Origin of the sequence: Phytobacter sp. RSE-02 (assembly GCF_040578655.1) — a bacterium.
In the GTDB taxonomy this organism is placed as follows: Bacteria; Pseudomonadota; Gammaproteobacteria; order Enterobacterales; family Enterobacteriaceae; genus Phytobacter; species Phytobacter diazotrophicus.
On record NZ_JBEULY010000001.1, the window covers coordinates 355575 to 378544 of the forward strand.

The 22970-nt window shown below is 53.1% G+C and carries 20 protein-coding genes and 1 pseudogene; 13 read left to right on the top strand and 8 right to left on the bottom strand.

Going from position 1 to position 22970, the window contains the following annotated elements:
• The first annotated feature begins 174 nt into the window (after positions 1–174).
• The 3 genes from dalD (at position 175) to ABU190_RS01550 (ending at position 4382) form a co-directional block, all read left to right on the top strand.
• Positions 175–1572 (top strand): D-arabinitol 4-dehydrogenase, encoded by a 1398-nt coding sequence (gene dalD / locus ABU190_RS01540; RefSeq protein ID WP_354690197.1) that lies wholly within the window; start codon positions 175–177, stop codon positions 1570–1572.
• Between the two features lie 9 nt (positions 1573–1581).
• A complete protein-coding gene (gene xylB / locus ABU190_RS01545) occupies positions 1582–3042 on the top strand; it encodes a xylulokinase (RefSeq protein WP_354690198.1) in 1461 nt (486 codons plus the stop codon).
• A gap of 65 nt (positions 3043–3107) precedes the next feature.
• A complete protein-coding gene (locus tag ABU190_RS01550; protein ID WP_039079861.1) occupies positions 3108–4382 on the top strand; it encodes an MFS transporter in 1275 nt (424 codons plus the stop codon).
• Between the two features lie 29 nt (positions 4383–4411).
• Here ABU190_RS01550 and ABU190_RS01555 read toward each other — a convergent pair whose 3' ends face one another.
• From ABU190_RS01555 to ABU190_RS01570, 4 genes and pseudogenes are all read right to left on the bottom strand, one after another.
• Positions 4412–4912 carry a GNAT family N-acetyltransferase gene (locus tag ABU190_RS01555; RefSeq protein ID WP_354690199.1) on the bottom strand — a complete coding sequence of 167 codons (501 nt, stop codon included), beginning with the start codon at positions 4910–4912 and terminating at the stop codon, positions 4412–4414.
• Positions 4913–4974: 62 nt separating this feature from the next.
• Complete coding sequence (locus tag ABU190_RS01560) at positions 4975–5880, bottom strand: TIGR01777 family oxidoreductase (protein ID WP_039079863.1); 906 nt, start codon at positions 5878–5880, stop codon at positions 4975–4977.
• A 13-nt stretch (positions 5881–5893) separates the two neighbouring features.
• Complete coding sequence (gene folX, locus ABU190_RS01565) at positions 5894–6262, bottom strand: dihydroneopterin triphosphate 2'-epimerase (protein WP_039079864.1); 369 nt, start codon at positions 6260–6262, stop codon at positions 5894–5896.
• 245 nt (positions 6263–6507) lie between these two features.
• A pseudogene (locus ABU190_RS01570) lies at positions 6508–6573 on the bottom strand (hypothetical protein); the annotation flags it as partial.
• A gap of 129 nt (positions 6574–6702) precedes the next feature.
• Between ABU190_RS01570 and yfcF the strand changes: the two are divergent.
• The 5 genes from yfcF to ABU190_RS01595 all read left to right on the top strand — a co-directional run bounded on the left by yfcF (position 6703) and on the right by ABU190_RS01595 (position 11604).
• Positions 6703–7347 (top strand): glutathione transferase, encoded by a 645-nt coding sequence (gene yfcF / locus ABU190_RS01575; protein ID WP_354690200.1) that lies wholly within the window; start codon positions 6703–6705, stop codon positions 7345–7347.
• A 55-nt stretch (positions 7348–7402) separates the two neighbouring features.
• Complete coding sequence (gene yfcE, locus ABU190_RS01580; protein WP_354690201.1) at positions 7403–7954, top strand: phosphodiesterase; 552 nt, start codon at positions 7403–7405, stop codon at positions 7952–7954.
• 52 nt (positions 7955–8006) lie between these two features.
• A complete protein-coding gene (yfcD, locus tag ABU190_RS01585; RefSeq protein ID WP_039079867.1) occupies positions 8007–8552 on the top strand; it encodes an NUDIX hydrolase YfcD in 546 nt (181 codons plus the stop codon).
• Positions 8553–8737: 185 nt separating this feature from the next.
• Positions 8738–9796 carry a MoxR family ATPase gene (locus ABU190_RS01590; protein ID WP_354690202.1) on the top strand — a complete coding sequence of 353 codons (1059 nt, stop codon included), beginning with the start codon at positions 8738–8740 and terminating at the stop codon, positions 9794–9796.
• A gap of 5 nt (positions 9797–9801) precedes the next feature.
• Positions 9802–11604, top strand: coding sequence for a VWA-like domain-containing protein (locus ABU190_RS01595; protein WP_354690203.1), 1803 nt, complete (start codon positions 9802–9804; stop codon positions 11602–11604).
• Between the two features lie 43 nt (positions 11605–11647).
• On the opposite strand, the gene pta is transcribed toward ABU190_RS01595, so the two are convergent.
• Complete coding sequence (pta, locus tag ABU190_RS01600) at positions 11648–13789, bottom strand: phosphate acetyltransferase (RefSeq protein ID WP_354690204.1); 2142 nt, start codon at positions 13787–13789, stop codon at positions 11648–11650.
• Between the two features lie 76 nt (positions 13790–13865).
• Positions 13866–15068 (bottom strand): acetate kinase, encoded by a 1203-nt coding sequence (ackA, locus tag ABU190_RS01605; protein WP_039079871.1) that lies wholly within the window; start codon positions 15066–15068, stop codon positions 13866–13868.
• 337 nt (positions 15069–15405) lie between these two features.
• Between ackA and yfbV the strand changes: the two genes are divergently transcribed.
• The 4 genes from yfbV to ABU190_RS01625 all read left to right on the top strand — a co-directional run bounded on the left by yfbV (position 15406) and on the right by ABU190_RS01625 (position 19028).
• Positions 15406–15861, top strand: a complete 456-nt coding sequence (yfbV, locus tag ABU190_RS01610; protein ID WP_039079872.1) for a terminus macrodomain insulation protein YfbV — start codon at positions 15406–15408, stop codon at positions 15859–15861.
• Between the two features lie 94 nt (positions 15862–15955).
• The gene (locus ABU190_RS01615) at positions 15956–16450 is read left to right on the top strand and encodes a YfbU family protein (RefSeq protein ID WP_039079873.1); all 495 of its coding nucleotides are present in this window, start codon (positions 15956–15958) and stop codon (positions 16448–16450) included.
• Positions 16422–17120, top strand: coding sequence for a sugar phosphatase (locus ABU190_RS01620; protein ID WP_354690205.1), 699 nt, complete (start codon positions 16422–16424; stop codon positions 17118–17120). Before ABU190_RS01615 ends, ABU190_RS01620 begins: the two co-directional genes overlap by 29 nt.
• A gap of 75 nt (positions 17121–17195) precedes the next feature.
• Positions 17196–19028: an SLC13 family permease gene (locus ABU190_RS01625; RefSeq protein ID WP_354690206.1), complete on the top strand. Its 1833-nt coding sequence runs from the start codon at positions 17196–17198 to the stop codon at positions 19026–19028.
• A gap of 79 nt (positions 19029–19107) precedes the next feature.
• On the opposite strand, the gene yfbR is transcribed toward ABU190_RS01625, so the two are convergent.
• Together yfbR and alaA are read right to left on the bottom strand one after the other, a co-directional pair.
• Positions 19108–19707: a 5'-deoxynucleotidase gene (gene yfbR / locus ABU190_RS01630; protein ID WP_079496248.1), complete on the bottom strand. Its 600-nt coding sequence runs from the start codon at positions 19705–19707 to the stop codon at positions 19108–19110.
• 80 nt (positions 19708–19787) lie between these two features.
• Positions 19788–21002, bottom strand: coding sequence for an alanine transaminase AlaA (gene alaA, locus ABU190_RS01635; RefSeq protein ID WP_039079877.1), 1215 nt, complete (start codon positions 21000–21002; stop codon positions 19788–19790).
• Between the two features lie 950 nt (positions 21003–21952).
• Here alaA and lrhA point away from each other — a divergent pair.
• On the top strand, positions 21953–22891 hold the full coding sequence (gene lrhA, locus ABU190_RS01640; protein ID WP_354690207.1) for a transcriptional regulator LrhA: 939 nt from the start codon (positions 21953–21955) through the stop codon (positions 22889–22891).
• The last annotated feature ends 79 nt before the right edge of the window (positions 22892–22970 follow it).

The window sequence follows — 22970 nt, forward strand, 5'->3', positions numbered from 1 at the left end:
CATTGTACGCGCAATGGTCAGCTTAACAAAAATGGGCAAATGTCATTTTAAAGAGCAAAAGCTATTTTCGTGAGTTTCCTCGCAGAAAACCTTCGCATCTCGCTACTAACATACATACAACAAACGGGCATAAGCCCGTAAAACTGTCAAATGCTCAAAATTGAGGTGATGATTATGTCCGAGAAAAAAGCGGTGTGGATGCATATTGGTGCCGGGTCGTTTCATCGTGCTCATCAGGCGTGGTATCTGCACAAACTGATGGAGCAGGGGGATGACCGCTGGAGGATCGCGTTGGGAAATATTCGCGATGACGCCCGTGTGCTGCTGGGCCATCTCGCCGCGCAAAACGGTGAATATGTGCTGGAAACCGTGTCGCCGGAGGGCGAACGGCAGTACGAAACCATCACCTCAATTCGCAAAGTGTTGCCCTGGGATAGCGAAATTAGCGCACTGGTGAAACAGGGTGCCGATGCCGAAACGCGCGTCATCGCCTTTACGGTTACCGAAAGCGGTTACTACCTGACGCCCGAGCATGAGCTGGATCAGCGGCAGGCCGACATTCAGGCCGATCTGAACGGTGGGATCCGCACACTTTACGGCGCGCTGACCCGTATCCTGAAACAGCGTATTGCGCAGCATGGCAACCCCGTTACCTTGCTGAACTGCGACAACCTGCGCCATAACGGCGAGCGCTTTCGCCACGGCTTTCTCTCCTTCTTGCAGGCGAAGGGCGAAACCGAATTACGCCAGTGGGTAGAGAACAACACCACGTCACCCAATACCATGGTCGACCGCATCACTCCGCGCCCGACACCGGATGTGGCCGAGCGGGTACTGGCGGCAACCGGCATTAAAGATGCGGTGCCGGTAATGGGCGAATCCTTTATTCAGTGGGTAATTGAAGATGATTTTATTAATGGCCGCCCGGCGCTCGAAAAGGTAGGGGTGGAACTGGTGGAATCCGTACTGCCCTGGGAAGAGGCGAAAATCCGCATTCTGAACGCTACCCATAGCTGCATCGCGTGGGCGGGAACGTTGATTGGTCTGAGCTTTATTGATGACAGCACCCGCCAGAGCGCCATTCGTCAGATGGCCTGGGAGTATGTCTCACGCGATGTCATTCCCTCACTGACGCCAAGTCCGCTCGATCTGGCGAAGTATCGCGATGTGGTGCTGGCGCGCTTTAGCAACCCCTACATCAAAGACACTAACCAGCGCGTCGCCGCTGACGGTCTGTCCAAAATTCCTGGAATGGTCACGCCGACGCTTATCGAATGCTACAAACGCGGCGACGTCCCCTCTGCGACCGCTGTGCTGCCTGCACTGTTCTTCCTGTTCCTGAAACGCTGGGCCGACGGTTCTTTGCCCTATACCTATCAGGATGGCGTGATGCAACCCGATGCCGTACGCGCCGTTTTCAACGCGCCTGATCCGCTGGCGATGTGGGCGGCGGACGACGCGCTGTTTGCTGGCCTTGCGACATCCGCAGAGTTCTTAACCCTGCTGCGTCGTACCGTCGCGGAGTTGGAGCAGTGGATAAAACAACCTGAATCACAACTGGCGGCAGTGTAAGGGGGCGCTATGTACCTGGGCATTGATATTGGCACCTCAGAATTAAAAGCGCTGCTCATTGACGGCTACGGTGAGATTGTCGCCTCGGCGCATGCCGCGCTGACGGTGCAACGTCCGCATCCGCACTGGGCGGAACAGGATCCGCAGGTCTGGTGGCAGGCCTGTGGTCGGGTGGTCACCGAACTGCGCCAGCAGCATCCGCAGCAGTGGGCGGCTATTCGCGCCATCGGTCTGTCGGGGCAGATGCACGGTGCGGTACTGCTTGATAACGACGGCAACGTGCTGCGTCCTTGCATTTTATGGAATGACACCCGCAGCGCCGACGAGTGCGCATGGCTGAGTGAGCATCATCCGGAAATGATGACTATCAGCGGCAACATGATCATGCCGGGGTTTACCGCGCCGAAGCTGGTGTGGGTGGCCCGGCACGAGCCTGACGTGTTCAGTCGGGTGGCAAAAGTACTGCTGCCAAAAGATTACCTGCGCTGGCGTTTAACCGGTGAGTTTGTCAGCGACCCGTCCGACGCGGCTGGCACCCTGTGGCTGGATGTGGCAAAACGCGACTGGTCAGACGAACTGCTTGCCATGACTGACCTCAACCGCAGCCAGATGCCGTCACTGGTGGAAGGCAGTGCGCCCAGCGGGACGTTGCGTGCCGCGCTGGCTACTGAGTGGGGCTTAAGCTCCTCGGTGGTGGTCGCCGGGGGCGGGGGGGATAACGCCACCTCTGCCGTGGGCGTCGGTGCGGTGGCGCCGGGCGACGCGTTTATCTCTCTGGGGACGTCCGGGGTGATTTTCGTGGTCAACGATGCGCTGCAGGCAGACCCGGACTCTGGCGTACATGCTTTCTGCCATGCGCTCCCCGGACGCTGGCACCAGATGAGCGTGATGCTGAGCGCCGCCAGTTGTCTGCGATGGATCTGTAATCTGCTTTCGGTCACCGAAAGCCAGTTGATGGACGAGATTGCCCAACTGACGGAAGAGGAACTGAAACGCGCGCCGGTATTCCTGCCTTATCTGTCGGGGGAGCGCACACCGCATAACGATCCGCTGGCGGCAGGGAGTTTTTTCAATCTGCGCCATGAAACCAGCCGTGCGCTGTTGGGTTACGCGGTGATTGAAGGCGTCACCTTCGGGCTGGCCGATGGACTGAATGTGCTGGGTAACGCCTCGATTTGCCAGTGCAGCCTGACGGGCGGTGGGGCAAGAAGCCCTCTGTGGGGGCAACTGATTGCCGATGTGCTGAACATTCCGATGGTCACGCATCCGGCAAGTTCTTCCGGTGCGCTGGGTGCTGCGCGTCTGGCCTGGCTGGCAGATGGCGGCGATGAGGCGAAAGTCTGTCTGAAACCCCCGGTGGTCACCCGTTTTACGCCGCAGCCTGAACGCGGTCAATGGCTGGCGAAACGGCTGGCGCTGTTCCGGCTGCTCTATCAGCAGCAACAGGTCGCCCGCACGTTACTGCCTTAAACCTCTAGCCCCGGCCTCTGTACCCTCGCCGGGGCATATCTCCCGGCTTATAAAGGAAGATTGTTATGCAATCTAATGAATACTGGTTTGGCTTACCGAAAAAACTGCTCTGGGGATTTGTGGCTATCGCGATTTTTATGGCTGGCGATGGCTTTGAAATGGCATTCTTATCAAAGCACATAACCGATATGGGCTTCTCGCCTGCGCAGTCGGCTGTCGTCTTTACGATTTACGGCCTGGCGGCAGCGCTGGCGGCCTGGGCATCCGGCGTGGTGGCAGAACTCATCACCCCGCAACGCGCTATGACCATTGGCTGTGTCCTGTGGGTCATTATGCATGCCCTGTTTATGTCGATGGGACTGGGGATGCGTAACTACCCGCTGATGCTGCTGTTCTATGGTATTCGCGGCCTGGCCTATCCGATGTTTATCTACTCTTTCATGTTGATGCTGGTTCAGGTGCTGCCGCGCCCGAATCTGGCGGCGGCGACAGGCTGGTTCTGGGCCATGTATTCCATCGGCATTGGCGTGGTGGGCAGTTACCTGCCAAGTCTGACCATTCCGATGTTTGGCGAAACGGGGACGCTGTGGTTTGCCATCGTCTGGGTCGGCTGTGGTGGCCTGGTGGCGTTCTTTAGCCTGCGCAATGTGCCAGTGGACCGTTCGCGGGTGAATTTGCCGCTGCGCGACAAAATGACCGAGCTTTCCCGCGCGGCGACCATTCTGTTTACTAACCGCGATATCTTCTATGCCTGCCTGATTCGTATCATCAATACGCTATCTCTGTTTGGTTTTGCGATTGTGATGCCGCTGCTGTTTGTTGATCGGCTGGGCTTTAGCATCTCTGAATGGCTGCAAATCTGGGCGGTGTTCTTCTTCGTCACCATTTTCACCAATATTTTCTGGGGGATCACCGGGGAATACATTGGCTGGATCCGCCAGGTGCGCTGGTTCGGTTGCCTGGGCATGGCCATCTCCAGCCTGACGTTTTACTACCTGCCGGTCTATGCCGGGCATAACTTCGCGGTGGCGCTGATTCCGGCAATCATGCTGGGGATTTTTGTTGCGGCTTTCGTGCCGATGACGGCGGTCTTCCCGACGCTGGAACCGCATCACAAAGGCGCGGCGGTCTCCATCTACAACCTCTCTGCCGGGATGAGCAACTTTGTCGCCCCGGCGATTGCCTCCGCACTGCTGCCGTTTTTCGATATCGTAGGCGTGGTATGGGCCTACACCGGGCTGTATATCTTCGCCGGTGTGCTGACCTTTATCATCAAAGTGCCGCAGCCCAAACGCGTGCGTCAGGGACGTTCAGCGGAAGAGGTGGAACAGAGCGTGTAAACAGGCATAAGGCGCAGTGTCCCTGCGCCTTATCGCGTTTTTTCCAGGCGGTAAGCCCAGTCATCATAATCCACGCCGTTAATCGTATAGCCCTTTTCCAGCACCTGCGTACGCGTAAACCCCAGTTTCTCCAGTAGCCGCACCGACCCCTGATTCGCCGCCAGCACCCAGGCATTCAGCGCGGTGACGTGGGTCTGCGTAAAGGCATAATCCCGCATGGCTTTCAACGCTTCACTGGCAACCCCTTTCCCCTGTGCGAAAGGGGCAATGGCGTAGCCGATGTCGGCTTCCTGCGGATAGTGCGTACTGATATGCAGCCCAATATCACCCAGTGGTTCGCCATTTCTGTCGCGAATCACCCGGGCGTGATTATCGTTCAGGCGGGAGATAAACAGGGTACGGATATCGTCTTCACAGGCAATTGCGCCCATAAAGCGCATGACATCCGGGCTTTGGCGTAGAGTGAGGAAAAAAGACCAGTCGGCCTCGGTAAACGCTGAGAGCGTCAGGCGCTCGGTGGTCAATATCATGGTTTCGCCATTCCGGTAGCAAAGCGTCTTAGCTTAACACCGGAATGGCGCAGGTAAACGCCTTATAATGGTGGGGGTGTCACCACATCCTTGAGCGCTTCTTCTAAATCAAACCAGCGAAACGCGAACCCGGAGGCTTCAAGTCGTTTTGGCAGTGCGCGCTGGCCGCCAAGGACCAGCACGGCGGATTCTCCCATCATCAGGCGCACGGTGGCGGCCGGGGCATGCATAACCGCCGGGCGATTAAGCGCATGTCCCAGAGCGTGAGCGAATTGTTCGTTACGTGCGGGGTAGGGCGAAACCATATTGAACGGGCCGCGCAGGTCGTTATTGAGCAGCCAGATGATGCCGTTAGCCATATCGTCGATATGAATCCAGGACATGTACTGGTGACCGGTACCGACCGGGCCGCCAAGCCCGACGCGAAAGAGCGGCAGCAGTTTGGCAATTGCCCCGCCTTTGCGCGCAATCACAACGCCGGTGCGCAGTAAACAGACGCGGGTACGTTCACTTTCCGCACCGCTGGCGATTTGCTCCCAGCGGGCGCACAGTTCGTGGGTAAATTCGTTATGCGGCGTCTCGTCTTCCGTGATCACCGCATCTCCCGTATCGCCGTAATAACCGACAGCAGAGCCGGAGATAAATACTTCCGGTGGATTCGCGCTGGCGAGGGTGAGATCGACCAGCCTCTGGGTTATTTTCCAGCGGCTTTCACACAGGCGCTGTTTTTGCTCATCGCTCCAGCGCTTTTCGGCAATCGGTTCGCCCGCCAGATTGATAACGGCGTCGAAATCATTGAGGTCAGTGAGATCGTCCAGACCTGGTAGCAGCGCCACCGTATCGCCAAGCGTTTGCTGCGCTTTGGCGGGGTCGCGTGTCACCACGGTGATGGAATGGTCCAGCTCTTGTAAACGAGGAATCAAAAAACGACCAATCAGGCCTGTACCACCGGTAATCAGAATCTTCATGCAACCTCCAGGGCTACGCTTGACGACGCCAGCTCATGGTCATGGACACAGAGTCGGCGTAACGCAATGCGTGAAGTTTATCGATCTCAACCTCAGCATAAGTGACCCAGTGATGTTCGCGTGCGATATTCAGCACATCCTGAGTTAATTTTTCCAATAACGAGAAGCGGTTACTCTCGACATGGTGAATTATGCTTTTAGTTATCGTGCGGTAGTTTAGCGCGTCATTGATATCTTCGCTGGCGCGGGCCTTATCGGCCGGGTAATGGATGATGACATTAATAATGATATCCTGACGGTTGATGACCTCTTCTTCTTTGATACCGATAAATGTGCGCAGGCGCAGATTTTTAATCCGAATAATGGCGTCTGGTTGTGACATTGCAGGCTTCCCTCAGTAATAACAGTCTCATCATACACAAGGAAAACATTGCTGCCATTTAGATTTACTGCGCTTTCGCCAGCGCGGGTATCGCCGCAGGCCGGGTGCGAATACGCTCAAATCTGTTGTTCGCCGCCGGGTCATTATCCAGTACGATTTGTTGCCGCTGGCGGGCGTTAACCATGACCGATCCTGTAATACTCGCCTTTGCTGATATCCACCCGAATAAGCCTCCAGGCAAGCTACGCTTTTTCAGGAAAAAGCGTGATTTTTTGCCCGTTTGGAGTTGCAGCGTAAAAGAGAACATTCATTTTTTTCCCCTGGTGCAGCAAGGGTTTTAATGAGTATAAGCGTTACTTATCGGCCTTGAGTTTTGATCAAGTGACACTCTTAACAAGACGTTATATTTTGATGAAAAACCTAATCGTTGAGAGGATGTTATGAGCGAGTCGACAATCACGTTGTGGTCAGATGCGGATTTTTTCTCCCCTTATGTCATGTCTGCTTATGTTGCGCTGCAGGAAAAAGCGCTGCCCTTTACCCTTAAAACCATTGATCTGGAACACGGCGAGCAGCAGAAGACGGGATGGACTGGCTATCATCTTACTCGCCGCGTGCCGGTGCTGGAAATTGACGGTTTCGAGCTCAGCGAATCCTCGGCAATTGATGAGTATCTGGAAGAGCGCTTCGCACCGCCGGAATATGAACGTATCTATCCTCACGATTTACAAAAACGCGCCCGTGCCCGTCAGGTGCAGGCGTGGGTCCGCAGCGATCTGATGCCGATTCGCGAAGAGCGTAGCACCGACGTGATTTTCGCCGGGGCGAAGAAAGCGCCGCTCAGCGCCGCAGGCCAGCAGAGTGCCGCCAAACTCTTTGCCCTTGCTGGGGAATTACTGGCGCACGGTAAGCCGAATCTGTTTGGCGAGTGGTGTATCGCCGATGCCGATCTGGCCCTGATGATTAACCGGCTGGTAATGAATGGCGATGAGGTACCGGAGCGTCTGGTGGATTACGCCACCTTTCAGTGGCAACGCTCCTCAATACAACGCTATGTTGCACTGTCGGCGAAGCGTGCGGGCTGAGACCTGGCCGGACTTGCGGTATGATACGGCATTCTTTTTAACCTGAGGTGTAGTGATGAAACTGATGTTCGCATCCGATATTCACGGCTCGCTGCCTGCCACCGAACGCGTACTGGCGCTGTTTGCTGAAAGCGGGGCACAGTGGTTAGTGATTTTGGGTGATGTGCTGAATCACGGGCCAAGAAACGCGCTGCCGAAAGGGTACGCGCCCGCGCAGGTGGCGGAGCGGCTGAATGAACACGCGTCGCGTATTATTGCGGTACGTGGCAACTGTGACAGCGAAGTCGATCAGATGCTGCTCAATTTCCCCATTACGGCCCCCTGGCAGCAAGTATTATTGCCTGACCAGCGGCTGTTTTTGACCCACGGTCACCTGTTCGGGCCGGATAATTTACCGCCGCTGGCGCAGGGTGACGTGCTGGTCTATGGTCATACTCATCTGCCGGTGGCGCAGCGGCAGGGTGACATTTTTCACTTTAATCCGGGCTCGGTGAGTATTCCCAAAGGGGGATTCGACGCCAGTTACGGCATGCTGGAAGAGGGTGTTTTGCGCGTAATGGCACTGAATGATAAGCGGCTTATTGCACAGGTCGCGATTAATCCGTAAGTTACCCTTCAACTAAAACGCGCCATAAGAGCGCAATGACGAGACATTTCTGATGGTGGAACCGAATCATTTTACAGGCACGGAGTGGGTGGATATTGTCAGCGAGGACAACGAAGTCATCGCTCAGGCGAGTCGCGAGCAAATGCGCGCGCAATGTTTGCGTCACCGCGCGACCTATATTGTCGTCCATGATGGGATGGGCAAGATCCTGGTTCAGCGCCGTACGGAAACCAAAGATTTTATGCCGGGTATGCTGGACGCCACCGCAGGCGGCGTTGTGCAGGCTGATGAAGTGCTGCTGGATTCCGCTCGCCGTGAAGCCGAAGAAGAGCTTGGTATTGCCGGTGTCCCGTTTGCTGAACATGGCACATTTTATTTTGAAGACGAACACTGCCGGGTGTGGGGCGGGTTGTTTAGCTGTGTCTCTCATGGCCCGTTTGCCCTGCAGGAAGAGGAAGTGAGCGAAGTCTGGTGGATGACGCCGGAAGAGATCACCGCCCGCTGCGATGAATTCACCCAGGATTCGTTAAAAGCTCTGGCGCTGTGGATGAGCCGTAACGCCAGCAACTCTGTCGAAAAAGCCGAAGAAACAGAATAAGGTTACGGCAAAAGCCTGGCCTGAACACGCGGCGAATTGAACACGTCAATGAGCCATGCTGATGAATAATCAGCGTGGCTTTTTTACGCGCGTAAAAAGAGCAGCGGAAAATTTAAGGTGACGGGTTTTCGCTTTTGTATTACCTTGAAAGGTTGCGAAAAATATAATGAAAAAGGAATTTTTATATGCTTTCAGCTATTCAACTGACACCCGATCAGACCTTTGAATTTCTCCTGAATGTTGCCATTACCCGCCCTGTCTTTTTATGGGGGGCGCCGGGGATTGGTAAAAGTGCCCTGGTCCGACGTTTTGCTGATGAGGTCGGCATGGAGTGCGTCTCGCTACTGGGTAGCCAGCTTGCGCCAGAAGACCTGCTGGGTATTCCACAAATTGACGGGCAGTGTTCGCGATTTTATCCCCCGGCAAATATCGTCCGTGACAAACCCTTCGTTTTATTCCTGGATGAGCTGAACGCCTCCTCCCATGAAATTCAGAAAGCTTTTTATTCGTTAATCCTGGAGCAGCGTATTGGTGAGTATCGGCTACCGGAGGGCACCGTCGTCATTGGTGCTGGGAACCGTGCTAAAGATGCGGCCATCGTGAAACCGATGCCCTCGGCGTTGATCAACCGTATGGTGCATGTCCATCTGCGCGCCGACCATCGTCAGTGGCTGCACTGGGCTATCAATGAATCCTCCATTCACCCCTGGGTTGTGGAGTACATTCAGCTACGTCCGGATCAACTCTGGAATGAGCCACCGAAGCATGAAGAACCTTTTTCGACGCCACGCAGTTGGCACATGCTTTCTGATGCCCTTAAATCATTTGGTGAGGCTATCAGTGATGAGATGCTGGAAGCCTTGATTTATGGTCTTTTATCGCCTGCACATGCGGCGAGTTTTAAAGGGTTTATCAAACAGATTCGCCAAAAACATACCGTTTCCGCCATTCTTAAAGGCGATGCGAACTGGCCGGACGATCCCGCCGATCGCGACATTCTCTATTTCCTTGCCCAATCTTTCCGTACCCATCTTTATAAAGAGCTGCCCGAAACGGACAAGGCATTGCGTAATGAGCACAAGCAGCTTGCGATGCGAGCGAAAGACTGTCTGAAAACGCTGGCGCGAATCAGCGTTGAGATTGCGCAATCCGTGATGAGTGAAGATGAAAATGGCAAAAAGCTTCCGGCCTGGTTTTTACTGGAGGTTGCACGCGATCTTCCTCGCCTGGCGGTAAGGAACTAAGGACAATGAAACGCAAAACGGAGCGCAACCCTGCGCTCGATGCCTGTCAGGCAGGGTTGCAGATCATTGCATGGCATCCGTTGTTCTCGCCCATTTTCGCTCACATCTATGTGCGTTTTGACCATACGCACGCGCAGGTGAGTGCGAAAAACTGGCTGGCAATCAGCAATGATGGCTATTTGTGGCTTAATGCAAAGCGCCATGCCCGGCCAGAACAATGGGCGCGGATGGTTGCCCAGGCGCTGGCGGCGCTGGGGTTTGGTTATATCACCCCCCGGACGCCTGCGGCTACCTGGGAGCTGGCAGTACTGATTTCTACAATGCATTTTTGCGAAGGGCTTAAAATCGGCCCATTGCCAGAAGAGTTGCAGTCTTACCTTTTCCCCCAGGACATATACAGCGATGCGGAGCTTCTGTTTCGCCAGTTGCAGGAAGAGGGTATTTCGGAATCGCTTGCCCGCTGGCAGGCCATCTATTGCGGCGAGCAACGTCATTTTGTCCACGTTGAAAAATCATCGCGCTATCATTCCGTCAACTGGCAGGAATTGCTGGCGGATGGCCTGAGCAATAGCGTCAGCCAGGCACTCGAACAGGTCGGGGGATACCAGCCTCAGCAGGGTCAGAAATATAAGCTGACGTTAGCGCAGAAAGCCCGACAACAGATAATGACCCTTTACCCCTTGCTGGGCGCGCTGGCGGCAGGATTCGACATTGAAGAAGATGCGAAGTTATGCAGTCAGTATGATATCGCGGTGGCAGCAATCGACGTCGGTATTGGCAAAATTTGGATCAACCCGACGGCCCGCTTAAACCAGGCTGAGATGCTCTTTGTTTTTGCCCACGAGTTGTTACATGCAGGGTTGAACCATGCATCCCGGCGCCGCGGACGCGACGCGGAACTGTGGAATGTAGCCTGCGATTTTATCATCAACGACTGGCTTATTGAGATGCAGGTTGGCGCGCCGCCGGAGCTGGGATTGCTCTATGACGCCCAGTTTAGGGGAATGTCGGCAGAAGAAATTTATGACTCGCTCGCCATGGATATGCGCCGGTCGCGTAAGCTTATTACCCTCAGGGGCAGGGCCGGGGGCGATATCCTGGGCGAGGATGGCGATCCGCGATTTATGAATGCTGAGGCCTATTGTCGTCGGGCTTTGTATCAGGGGATGGAGCGTTGTCTGTATGGCCAGAGCCGGGGGGCGCTGCCTGCGGGGTTGATTGAAGAAATCCGCAGCCTGGCGCAACCGCCTGTCCCCTGGGATGTCGCCCTGGCTGAGTGGTTCGATGAGCATTTCCCGCCACCCGAGCGACGTCGTACCTATGCGCGTCCGTCTCGCCGTCAGAGTGCAACACTGGATATCCCCCGGCCAGCTATTCAAGCCCCGAGCGAAGAAGAAAGGCATTCGCGCGTTTTTGGCGTCGTTCTGGATACGTCCGGATCGATGGACCCTCAGTTGCTGGGCAAGGCGCTTGGTGCCATCGCCAGTTATTCACTGGCGCGCGAGGTGTTTGCCGTGCGCTTTATTTGTTGTGATGCAAAAGCTTACGATCGCGGGTGGGTCCAGCCTGAACAACTCCTTCACCATTTTACGTTGCAAGGGAGAGGCGGTACCGTCTTGCAGCCGGGTATTGAATTACTGGATAGCCTGGCGTTGCGCGGAGATTTTCCGCGTGGAGGGCCGTTACTGATTATTACCGACGGGTTTTGCGAGAATAATGTTTCGGTGAAAATGGAGCATGCCTGGTTATTGCCACAGAATCGTCGGCTGCCCTTTGTCCCGCGAGGAAAAGTGTTTTCGCTAAGCTAAAAAAAAGCTCCTGCATGCAGGAGCTTTTTTCAGTTAACGGCAATTATTTCTGCTGAGCAGACTGAATTGCAGTCAGTGCGATGGTGTAGACGATATCGTCAACCAGTGCGCCACGTGACAGGTCGTTAACCGGTTTGCGCATACCCTGCAGCATCGGCCCGATGGAGATCAGGTCAGCAGAACGCTGTACCGCTTTGTAGGTGGTGTTACCGGTGTTCAGATCCGGGAAGATGAACACGGTAGCGCGACCTGCAACCGGGGAGTTCGGTGCTTTGGATTTCGCAACGTCGGCCATAACGGCGGCGTCGTACTGCAGCGGACCGTCGATAACCAGATCCGGGCGTTTTTCCTGCGCCAGACGGGTTGCTTCGCGGACTTTCTCAACATCGCTACCCGCACCGGAGTTACCGGTAGAGTAGGAGAGCATTGCCACGCGCGGTTCGATGCCAAAGGCAGCAGCGGAATCAGCGGACTGAATCGCGATTTCTGCCAGTTGCTCAGCGGTCGGATCCGGGTTGATTGCACAGTCACCGTAAACGTAAACCTGTTCCGGCAGCAGCATAAAGAACACGGAAGAGACAAGAGAACTGCCTGGTGCTGTTTTGATCAACTGCAGCGGCGGACGAATGGTGTTTGCCGTGGTGTGAACCGCACCGGAAACCAGACCGTCAACTTCATCCTGCTCCAGCATCAGGGTACCCAGAACAACGTTGTCTTCCAGTTGTTCGCGGGCAACCGCTTCGGTCATACCCTTGCTCTTACGCAGTTCAACCAGGCGTGCCACGTAGCTTTCACGTACCACTTCCGGATCAACAATTTCGATGCCCGTACCCAGTTCAACGCCTTGTGCCGCAGCAACACGGTTGATCTCGTCCGGGTTACCCAGCAGTACGCAGGTTGCGATACCGCGTTCAGCACAGATAGCCGCTGCTTTAACGGTACGCGGTTCGTCGCCTTCTGGCAGTACAACGCGTTTACCGGCTTTACGTGCCAGTTCGGTCAACTGATAACGGAAGGCAGGCGGAGAGAGGCGACGGCTACGTTCAGACGTGGCGGTCAGAGACTCGATCCAGTCTGCATTGATGTAGCTGGCAACGTATTCCTGAACTTTCTCGATACGCTGATGGTCATCAACCGGCACTTCCAGGTTGAAGCTCTGCAGGCTCAGCGAGGTCTGCCAGGTGTTGGTTTCAACCATGAATACCGGCAGGCCGGTTTCGAATGCGCGTTCGCACAGTTTGCTGACGCGCGGGTCCATTTCGTAGGCACCAGTCAGCAGGATCGCGCCGATTTCAACGCCGTTCATCGCGGCCAGGCATGCGGCAACCAGCACGTCAGGACGGTCTGCGGACGTCACCAGCAGAGAACCTGCGCGGAAGTGTTCCAGCATGTGCGGGATGCTACGCGCACAGAAGGTCACAGATTTCACGCGACGGGTGCTGATTTCACCTTCGTTAACGATGGTCGCATTCAGGTGACGCGCCATGTCGATTGCGCGGGTCGCAATCAGGTCGAAGCTCCATGGTACTGCGCCGAGTACAGGCAGCGGGCTGGAAGCCGCCAGGCTTGCCGGGTCAACTTTGATCACTTTCGCTTTAGAGGAGTCATCAAAGATTTCAGACAGATCCGGGCGAGTACGGCCCTGATCGTCAACCGGTGCGTTCAGTTTGTTAACGATAACGCCGGTGATGTTGGTGTTTTTCGCGCCGCCGAAGCTGCTGCGGGTCAGTTCGATACGCTCTTTCAGTTGTTCCTGAGTATCGGTGCCCTGAGACATCACGAACACGATTTCCGCGTTCAGGGTTTTCGCGATTTCAAAGTTCAGAGACTGAGCAAACTGGTGTTTGCGGGTCGGGACCAGACCTTCAACCAGCACAACCTCAGCGTCTTTGCTGTTCTCGTGGTAGCGTGCGACGATTTCTTCCATCAGCACGTCTTTCTGGTTGCTGGAGAGCAGGGACTCAACGTAGCTCATCTTCAACGGTTCTGCCGCTGGCAGGCCGGAGTTGGTGCGTACGATGGTGGTGGTCTGGTCTGGCGCATCGCCGCCAGCGCGTGGCTGGGCGATAGGTTTAAAGACGCTCAGACGAACGCCTTTGCGTTCCATAGCACGGATCACGCCCAGGCTGACGCTGGTCAGGCCGACGCTGGTTCCGGTAGGGATCAGCATGATAATACGGGACACGGTTAATCCTCTTTTCGTTACCGTCATTTCTGACGGGTTACAAAACAGCACCGCCAGCTAAGCTGGCGGTGTGAAATCAGGCAGTCAGACGGCTCGCGTCTTGCGCGATAACCAGCTCTTCGTTGGTCGGGATAACAACAGCCGGACGAGTGCCTTCTTTGTTGATGAAGCCAGACTTACCGAAACGGGCAGCCAGGTTACGCTCGTGATCAACTTCGAAGCCCAGAACGCCCAGTTTGCCCAGGGACAGCTCGCGCACCATTGCTGCGTTTTCACCGATACCACCAGTGAACACAACTGCATCCAGACGACCATCCATCAGCGCAGTGTAAGAGCCGATGTATTTCGCCAGACGGTGGCAGTAAACGTCCATGGCACGTTTTGCGTCTTCTTTATCTTTGTAGTTATCTTCTACATAACGGCAGTCGCTGGTCACTTCGGTCAGGCCCAGCAGGCCGGACTCTTTGGTCAGCATTTTGTTGATAGCTTCAACGCTCATGCCCAGGGTGTCATGCAGGTGGAAAATGATAGCCGGGTCGATATCACCAGAACGGGTACCCATCACCAGACCTTCCAGCGGGGTCAGACCCATGGAGGTGTCAACGCATTTGCCGTTGCGGATGGCGGATACAGAACCACCGTTGCCCAGGTGGCAGGTGATGATGTTCAGTTCTTCAACCGGTTTGTTCAGAACTTTAGCGGCTTCCTGGGTCACATAGTAGTGGCTGGTACCGTGCGCGCCGTAACGACGAACGCCGTGCTCTTTGTATAATTTGTACGGCAGAGCATAGAGGTAAGACTCTTCCGGCATGGTGGTGTGGAATGCGGTGTCGAAAACGGCAACGTTTTTGTCTTTCAGGCTCGGGAAAGATTTCAGTGCTTCCGCGATGCCGATCAGGTGAGCCGGGTTGTGCAGCGGTGCAAATGAGGCTGCATCTTTAATGCCCTGAATCACGGACTCATCGATAACCACGGAGCTGGTGTATTTTTCGCCACCGTGCACGATACGGTGACCGATCGCTGTCAGTTGTGCGGACAGTTCTGGTTTTTGTGCCAGAATAGTGTTAACGATAAAGTTCAGCGCTTCACTGTGAGCGGCACCTGCACCTAAAGCCGCTTCTTGTTTACCACCGTCAATTTTCCATTTGATACGTGCTTCAGGAAGATGGAAACATTCGGCTAAACCAGAAAGGTACTCTTCACCGTTGGCTGCATCGATGATCGCGAATTTCAGTGAGGAGCTACCGCAGTTCAGAACCAGTACTAACTTACTCGACATGGAAGTACCTATTTATGATACGTGGCTAAAAAAACGTCAGTGAGTCTCACAGAATAACGGATGATGACGCTGACATTTATGATTAACATCATGCCTGATTAATTTTCTGGCATGATGGAAAGAATACTTAAGATTTTATGCCATTTTGCGCAAATTTCAGACAGTGGCATAATGGACTTCAAAGTTGACGAGCGACCACACTTCGTCTACGGCCTGTTAAGGCAGGCACAGGATACCTGATACCGTGCGCAATTGACAAAAAATTTTAACGTTGTCATGCACAGTTGTTGTTTTGCACAATTATTTTAATTTTTATATGTGAAGTTGAGGTAACGCCATGTCCACTTCAGAAAATCGCCCCGTCAATTTTTTTGGATTGTTTCGCCGGGGACAGCACTATGCGAAGACCTGGCCCATGGAAAAAAGCCTCGCTCCGCTATTTATTGAGAATCGGACGATACGCGCCACCCGTTATGCCATTCGCTTTATGCCGCCCGTTGCTGTGTTTACGCTGTGCTGGCAAATCGCTCTTGGCGGGCAGTTAGGTCCGGCTGTCGCGACGGCGCTGTTTGCCCTGAGCCTGCCTATGCAAGGGCTCTGGTGGCTTGGTAAGCGTTCTGTCACGCCGTTGCCCCCATCAATTCTGCATTGGTTTTATGAAGTCCGCGGTAAATTGCAGGAGGCGGGGCAGGCGCTGGCACCTGTCGAAGGTAAGCCGGATTATCAGGCATTAGCTGACACGCTTAAGCGCGCCTTCAAACAACTCGATAAAACTTTCCTTGATGACTTGTGATTGATCATCGAAACGGTCAGTAAAAAAAGGCACAGTAACCATTAATAGTTACCGTGTCTTTTTTTTAATCTTCAACGCGCACAGGAGTCGTAAGATGGAAATGACCAATGCCCAACGACTGATTTTGTCTAATCAGTATAAAATGATGACCATGATGGATCCTGCTAATGCCGAGCGCTATCGCCGCCTGCAGACCATTATCGAGCGCGGCTATGGTCTGCAAATGCGTGAGCTGGATCGTGAATTCGGCGAACTTAAAGAAGAAACCTGCCGTACCGTTATCGACATTATGGAGATGTACCATGCGTTACATGTCTCCTGGGCCAATCTGAAAGACGCGCAATCTATAGATGAACGCCGCGTCACCTTCTTAGGTTTTGATGCCGCCACCGAAGCGCGTTATCTCGGCTATGTACGCTTTATGGTCAATATTGAAGGGCGTTATACCCATTTCGATGCCGGTACACACGGCTTTAATGCCCAGACGCCAATGTGGGAAAAATACCAGCGTATGCTGAATGTATGGCACTCCTGCCCGCGCCAGTATCATCTGAGCGCGAATGAAATTAACCAAATTATCAATGCCTGAGGAGGCTCGCGTGCAGTGCAAAGGATTTCTGTTTGACCTGGATGGCACCCTGGTGAATTCGTTGCCCGTCGTGGAGCGGTCATGGTGCCGTTGGGCTGACCGCTTCGGCATCGATCATAACGAAGTGCTGAATTTTATCCATGGCAAACAGGCCATTACTTCGTTACGTCACTTTATGGCCGGTCACTCTGAAGAGGATATCGCAGCGGAGTTTACCTGGCTGGAGGAGATTGAAGCGACGGATACCGAAGGTGTCGTGGCCTTGCCCGGCGCGCTCGAGTTACTGAACCATCTCAATGAATCCCATATCCCGTGGGGCATCGTGACGTCGGGCTCCATCCCTGTTGCTCATGCTCGCCACCGCGCGGCGGGTTTGCCGATGCCGGATGTATTTGTCACGGCGGAGCAGGTTAAGCGCGGCAAGCCTGAACCGGATCCGTACCTGCTTGGGGCAAAACTGCTGGGTTTGCCGCCGCAAGAGTGTGTGGTAGTGGAAGATGCAGGGGCCGGTGTGCTTTCTGGTCTTGCAGCAAACTGCCATGTTATCGCAGTGAATGTGCCTGCCGATTCGCCGCGCCTGGATGAGGCGGACTTTGTGCTTGCTCGTCTGGATGAAGTGGTCGTGACAAAGCAGCCTGATGGTCATGTCGTTGTCAGACGAAAAGCCTGAGTCATGATGTAGCCCCGCACCGTCGGGGCTTTTTTATGGCAAGATGAATCACCCCATTTTAAACAAGGACATGTTGTGAACGGTGAGCTTATCTGGGTGTTATGCCTGTTGATGATAGCTGTCGTCCTCTTTGCGACGGGTAAAGTGCGCATGGATGCGGTGGCGTTGCTGGTCATTGTGGCGTTTATTCTGAGCGGGACGTTGACGATGACCGAGGCGTTGTCGGGTTTTAGCGATCCCAACGTTGTCTTGATCGCCGCGCTTTTCATTATTGGTGACGGACTGGTACGGACCGGCGTGGCGACCAGCATGGGGTCATGGCTGGTAAAAATGGCCGGCAGCAGCGAAATTAAAATGCTGGTTCTGCTAATGTTCACAGTCGCAGGGCTTGGTGCCTTTATGAGTTCCACAGGCGTAGTGGCGATTTTTATTCCGGTGGTGCTCAGCGTCTCGATGCGTATGCAAATCTCTCCCTCTCGTTTAATGATGCCGCTCAGCTTTGCCGGGCTTATCAGCGGCATGATGACGCTGGTGGCGACACCGCCAAATCTGGTGGTCAACAGCGAACTGCTACGTGAGGGGTTGAGCGGGTTCAGTTTTTTTAGCGTTACCCCGCTGGGGCTGGTGATTTTGCTGATGGGCATTGTCTATATGCTGCTGATGCGCTTTATGCTTAAGAGCGACAAAGACGACAGCCAGCGTGACGGCTGGAAACGACGTACCTTCCGCGACTTGATAAAAGAGTACCGGCTGACAGGGCGCGCCAGACGCCTGGCAATTCGCCCGGGCTCCCCCTTAATTGGCCAGCGGCTGGACGACCTGAAACTGCGTGAACGCTATGGCGCGAATGTTATCGGCGTTGAACGCTGGCGGCGTTTCCGCCGTGTGATTGTTAACGTTAATGGGGTATCGGAATTTCGCGCACGCGATGTTTTACTCATTGATATGTCGGCGGCGGATGTCGATTTACGCGAATTCTGCGCCGAACAACTGCTGGAGCCGATGATTTTACGCGGTGAATACTTTTCCGACCAGGCTCTCGATGTGGGGATGGCGGAAGTTTCGCCGATACCAGAGACCGAGTTATTAGGTAAAACCGTACGTGAAATTGGTTTTCGTACCCGTTATGGCTTAAACGTGGTTGGGCTTAAGCGCGACGGTGAGGCAATGCCCGGCGTCGTTGTCGATGAGCCCCTGCAACTCGGGGATATTTTATTAGTGGTGGGTAACTGGAAGTTAATTAGCCAGTTGGGCCAGAAAGGACGAGAGTTTCTGGTTCTTAATATGCCCGTGGAAGAGAGCGCCGTCTCTCCTGCCCATAGCCAGGCGCCTCATGCGATATTCTGTCTGGTGCTGATGGTTGCGCTGATGCTGACAGATGAAATTCCCAATCCGGTGGCGGCAATAACGGCCTGCCTGCTGATGGGGAAATTCCGCTGTATTGATGCTGAGAGCGCCTATAAAGCTATTCACTGGCCAAGCCTTATTTTGATCGTCGGGATGATGCCTTTTGCGCTGGCGCTGCAAAAAACGGGTGGGGTAGATTTGGTGGTTAAAGCCTTACTCGATTTCGGCGGCAGCTATGGGCCCTATATGATGCTGGTATGCCTGTTTGTGTTGTGCGCCACTATCGGGCTATTTATCTCCAATACCGCGACGGCTGTCTTAATGGCGCCTATCGCGTTGGCGACAGCAAAATCGATGGGGGTCTCTCCTTATCCTTTCGCGATGGTTGTCGCGATGGCCGCCTCGGCAGCGTTTATGACGCCGGTATCATCACCGGTAAATACGCTGGTTCTGGGGCCGGGTAATTACCAATTCAGCGATTTCGTGAAAATCGGCGTGCCGTTTACTCTGCTCGTCATGGCGGTGTGCGTCGTGTTGATTCCTGTTCTGTTTCCGTTTTAAAGGTTACCCCGGCGGCGGTGTGAGCGCCGGGGTAACCTTTCACAGGTGGAGAGTAACGCCGTAAGCGCAAAGAAGCGTATTAAAGCGGTGAATCTTGGCTTATTTCATCAAGCGATAAATGGAAGCTTGGTACAAAAACCTGCATGAAGTAATCCATTTCCGGACTGCGTCGGGCATCCAGGGTTTTCTCCAGCCGCGATTTCGCCAGCATAAATTCGTTATTTCCGGCAGACAATTCTTCAAGACACTTCAGATATGCACAGAGCGCATCTGCCTGTTTAACGATCAATTTTTCATCAGCGCTATAATAATGTTCATCGATCAGCTCTGAGAATATATCGCGTAGCTCTTCCGGCACCATCTCGACCAGCTTCTGCTGGGCAATTTTTTCGATGGCTTTATATTCCTGGGCGATTTGTGAGTTGAAGTATTTAACCGGGGTGGGTAAATCACCGGTCAATACTTCTGAGGCATCATGATACATCGCTAACAGCGCGATTCGCTCCGCATTAACCTGGCCGCCGAATTTGCGATTTTTAATCGCCGCCAGTGCATGTGCCACCATGGCAACCTGCAGACTGTGTTCCGAGACGTTCTCGGTACGCACATTGCGCATCAGTGGCCAACGGTTGATTAATTTAAGACGGGAGAGGTGCGCGAAGAAGTGGCTTTGACTCATAGTAAACCTTGTCTGTAACTGCGACGATGAGCCATTGTGCGCAGAGAGTGGGGGAAGATGCAAATCCTCCCCCGGCGCAATTATTGGTGGTAACCGGACAAGAAGCGGCCAAAACGGGTGATGGACATTTCCAGGTCGTCCATGCGCGGCAGTGTGACGATGCGCACATGATCCGGCCAGGGCCAGTTGAAAGCCGTTCCCTGAACAAGCAGCACTTTTTCCTGCAACAGGAAATCAAGCACCATTTTCTGATCGTCATGAATATTGAAGCGTTTAGCGTCAATTTTCGGGAACATATAGAGTGCTCCCTTCGGCTTCACGCAGGACACGCCCGGAATTTCGTTAATCAATTCCCACGCACGATTGCGTTGTTCATAAAGACGTCCGCCAGGCACGATAAATTCACTGATGCTCTGGTAGCCGCCAAGCGCGGTCTGAATTGCATGCTGTGCGGGGACGTTCGCGCAAAGACGCATAGAGGCCAACATCTCAAGCCCTTCAATGTAGCCTTTGGCGTGTTTTTGCGGTCCGCTCAGTACCATCCAGCCCTGACGGAAACCGGCAACGCGGTAGGTCTTGGAAAGGCCGTTAAAGGTAATGGTAAACACGTCCGGTGCCATCGCGGCAATAGAGTGGTGCTCGGCATCGTCATAGAGGATTTTGTCGTAGATCTCGTCGGCGAAAATAATGAGATTATGCTGTCGTGCAATCTCGACAATTTCCATCAACAACTCTTTCGAATAAACCGCCCCGGTGGGGTTATTCGGGTTAATGATGACGATCCCACGGGTGCGCGGCGTTATTTTCGCGCGGATATCATCAAGATCCGGGAACCAGTCAGAGGATTCATCACACAGATAGTGCACAGCTTTACCGCTCGAAAGCGACACTGCCGCTGTCCATAAAGGATAGTCCGGCGCTGGGACCAGCATTTCGTCACCGCTGTTCAACAGGGCCTGCATTGATTGGACGATCAGTTCTGAAACGCCATTACCGATGTAGATATCTTCAACGGTAACATCGCGCATGCCGCGTGCCTGGTAGTGCTGCATGATGGCTTTACGCGCTGAGTACAGACCTTTTGAGTCACAATAACCTTGCGCGGTTGGCAGATTTCGAATGACGTCGACCAGAATTTCATCTGGCGCCTCAAAGCCGAAAGGCGCCGGGTTGCCGATGTTTAGTTTAAGAACTTTGTTGCCTTCTTCTTCCAGGCGTTTCGCCTCTTTGAGAACCGGCCCGCGTATGTCATAACAGACGTTGTCTAATTTGCTGGATTTTTCGATGGAGGACATGAACCTTTGACCTTTTAGCTGTGAGTGCCACTTCCTGCCGTGGAAGTCAGCACCGAACAATGTACTCCCGCGAACGCAGGTTTTGAAGGGTGGACAGAAGAAGATTTTGCCTTAACCACATCACAATTAACGTTTTTTAAACTACTATTATTGGTTAAATCTGTATATCTCAGTGTTAATGATATTGTTTGTGGTTTATGGTTCTTCTTAAGCTGTTTTTTGTCGATTTTTCTGCTAAAAAAGAAAGGTTCTGTAGTATGCACGACAATGGTGAAGAATGATTTCGTCTCATAATCATTCTCAATACATAGAAAGTGATAAATTTGAAAGTAAGACAGTGCCTGAGAAACGACTAATCTGTGAAGATAATGTTAAGTATTATTAATACATAAGGTGATTTATTTTTCGCGTTTATTTAATATTGCGAAAGGAAAAGGCGGACCCTTTTAATATTAATAAAACTAAATCGTTCGCGAGATGATTTTTGGCGATCAGATTAATCGCAATAATGCTTATAAATATAATGGTTTTAGGTTAAAATGATGCCCGAAAATGGTTCCACCAGGAAAGCCATGCTTTCTGTATGGACTATTTGTTATTATTAGTTTGCTGTTATTACTCGTTTTTCTACTCCCGTTCGGCCATATGAATTGGCCGTATATGACGTGCTCGCCATGTACGGCTAAGAATGTTGCAAAAAAATGCTTTTTCCTTAAAAGGATTAACAAGTATTCGCATGGTTTATATATTCAATAGGGAAGGGAGTATGCAGAATAAAGACGTTGAGTTTGTCTTGCCCCAGACTGTGAACTATAAACACCTGAACTTTTTGTCAAGTTGACCAGGGTGATAACTCTGCTGGATGCACATTAAAAAGGGAATTGCTTAAATCTTACGCGCACAGCATAAACCCGGGTAACTCCGAGTGAGGAACCCGTAAGTGAAAAATTATGATAAATGCAAATCGTCCGATACTGAATCTCGACCTCGATCTGCTGAGAACCTTCGTTGCGGTCGCTGATTTGAACACGTTCGCTGCGGCAGCCGCCGCAGTTTGTCGCACCCAGTCAGCGGTAAGTCAGCAAATGCAAAGACTGGAGCAGTTAGTAGGAAAAGAGCTTTTTGCCCGTCATGGTCGAAATAAGCTGTTAACTGAGCACGGCATTCAGTTACTGGGCTATGCAAGAAAGATCTTACGTTTCAATGATGAAGCATGTACATCGTTAATGTTTAGCAATTTACAGGGAGCGTTAACGATCGGCGCTTCTGATGAATCTGCCGACACTATCTTGCCGTTCCTGCTTAATCGTATTAGTTCTGTTTATCCAAAGCTCGCATTGGACGTGCGTGTCAAACGTAATCCTTTTGCCGGAGATAGACTGAAAGAAGATGATGTCGATCTTGTTGTTACCACTAATCGTCCTGGTGAATTCGATTGCCTGACGCTGCGAACTTCACCCACGCACTGGTACTGCTCTGCGGAATTCGTGTTGCAAAAAGGTGAAGCGGTACCACTGGTCCTGTTAGATGAACCAAGTCCCTTTCGCGATATCGTGATAAATACGCTTAATGAGGCGGATATTCCCTGGCGTATTGCTTATGTCGCGTCCACTCTTTCAGCGGTAAAAGCGGCAGTAAAAGCCGGGCTTGGGATCACTGCCCGCCCCGTTGAAATGATGAGTCCTGATTTGCGGGTATTGGGTAAATCAGATGGCCTGCCGCTCCTGCCTGAGACTGAATATCTCCTTTGCTATAACCTGCTAAGTCAAAATGAACTGGCGCAGGTAATTTTCGAGGCAATGGAGCACTATCAGAATCCCTGGCATTACGGCAGTAGTGCCACCGAAGGGGGAGGGGATTCTCTGGTGATCGAGGGCGATTTTGGGTAACAGCCGCGCCAAAAACTGGTAACAAAATGTAAGTGTGAAAATAGACCGCTGGCAGCAAAAATGCTGTCATCGGTTTGTT

Excerpts from the sequence above, each read along its gene's own strand:
- dalD (WP_354690197.1), top strand. The coding sequence starts at position 175 with ATGTCCGAGAAAAAAGCGGTGTGGATGCATATTGGTGCCGGGTCGTTT.
- ABU190_RS01620 (WP_354690205.1), top strand. The coding sequence starts at position 16,422 with ATGAAATTAACCAAATTATCAATGCCTGAGGAGGCTCGCGTGCAGTGC.
- yfcF (WP_354690200.1), top strand. The coding sequence starts at position 6,703 with ATGAGCGAGTCGACAATCACGTTGTGGTCAGATGCGGATTTTTTCTCC.
- ABU190_RS01555 (WP_354690199.1), bottom strand. The coding sequence starts at position 4,912 with ATGATATTGACCACCGAGCGCCTGACGCTCTCAGCGTTTACCGAGGCC.
- lrhA (WP_354690207.1), top strand. The coding sequence starts at position 21,953 with ATGATAAATGCAAATCGTCCGATACTGAATCTCGACCTCGATCTGCTG.
- ABU190_RS01550 (WP_039079861.1), top strand. The coding sequence starts at position 3,108 with ATGCAATCTAATGAATACTGGTTTGGCTTACCGAAAAAACTGCTCTGG.
- alaA (WP_039079877.1), bottom strand. The coding sequence starts at position 21,002 with ATGTCCTCCATCGAAAAATCCAGCAAATTAGACAACGTCTGTTATGAC.
- yfcD (WP_039079867.1), top strand. The coding sequence starts at position 8,007 with ATGGTGGAACCGAATCATTTTACAGGCACGGAGTGGGTGGATATTGTC.
- ABU190_RS01590 (WP_354690202.1), top strand. The coding sequence starts at position 8,738 with ATGCTTTCAGCTATTCAACTGACACCCGATCAGACCTTTGAATTTCTC.
- ackA (WP_039079871.1), bottom strand. The coding sequence starts at position 15,068 with ATGTCGAGTAAGTTAGTACTGGTTCTGAACTGCGGTAGCTCCTCACTG.
- yfbV (WP_039079872.1), top strand. The coding sequence starts at position 15,406 with ATGTCCACTTCAGAAAATCGCCCCGTCAATTTTTTTGGATTGTTTCGC.
- xylB (WP_354690198.1), top strand. The coding sequence starts at position 1,582 with ATGTACCTGGGCATTGATATTGGCACCTCAGAATTAAAAGCGCTGCTC.
- ABU190_RS01560 (WP_039079863.1), bottom strand. The coding sequence starts at position 5,880 with ATGAAGATTCTGATTACCGGTGGTACAGGCCTGATTGGTCGTTTTTTG.
- ABU190_RS01595 (WP_354690203.1), top strand. The coding sequence starts at position 9,802 with ATGAAACGCAAAACGGAGCGCAACCCTGCGCTCGATGCCTGTCAGGCA.
- yfcE (WP_354690201.1), top strand. The coding sequence starts at position 7,403 with ATGAAACTGATGTTCGCATCCGATATTCACGGCTCGCTGCCTGCCACC.
- yfbR (WP_079496248.1), bottom strand. The coding sequence starts at position 19,707 with ATGAGTCAAAGCCACTTCTTCGCGCACCTCTCCCGTCTTAAATTAATC.
- ABU190_RS01615 (WP_039079873.1), top strand. The coding sequence starts at position 15,956 with ATGGAAATGACCAATGCCCAACGACTGATTTTGTCTAATCAGTATAAA.
- folX (WP_039079864.1), bottom strand. The coding sequence starts at position 6,262 with ATGTCACAACCAGACGCCATTATTCGGATTAAAAATCTGCGCCTGCGC.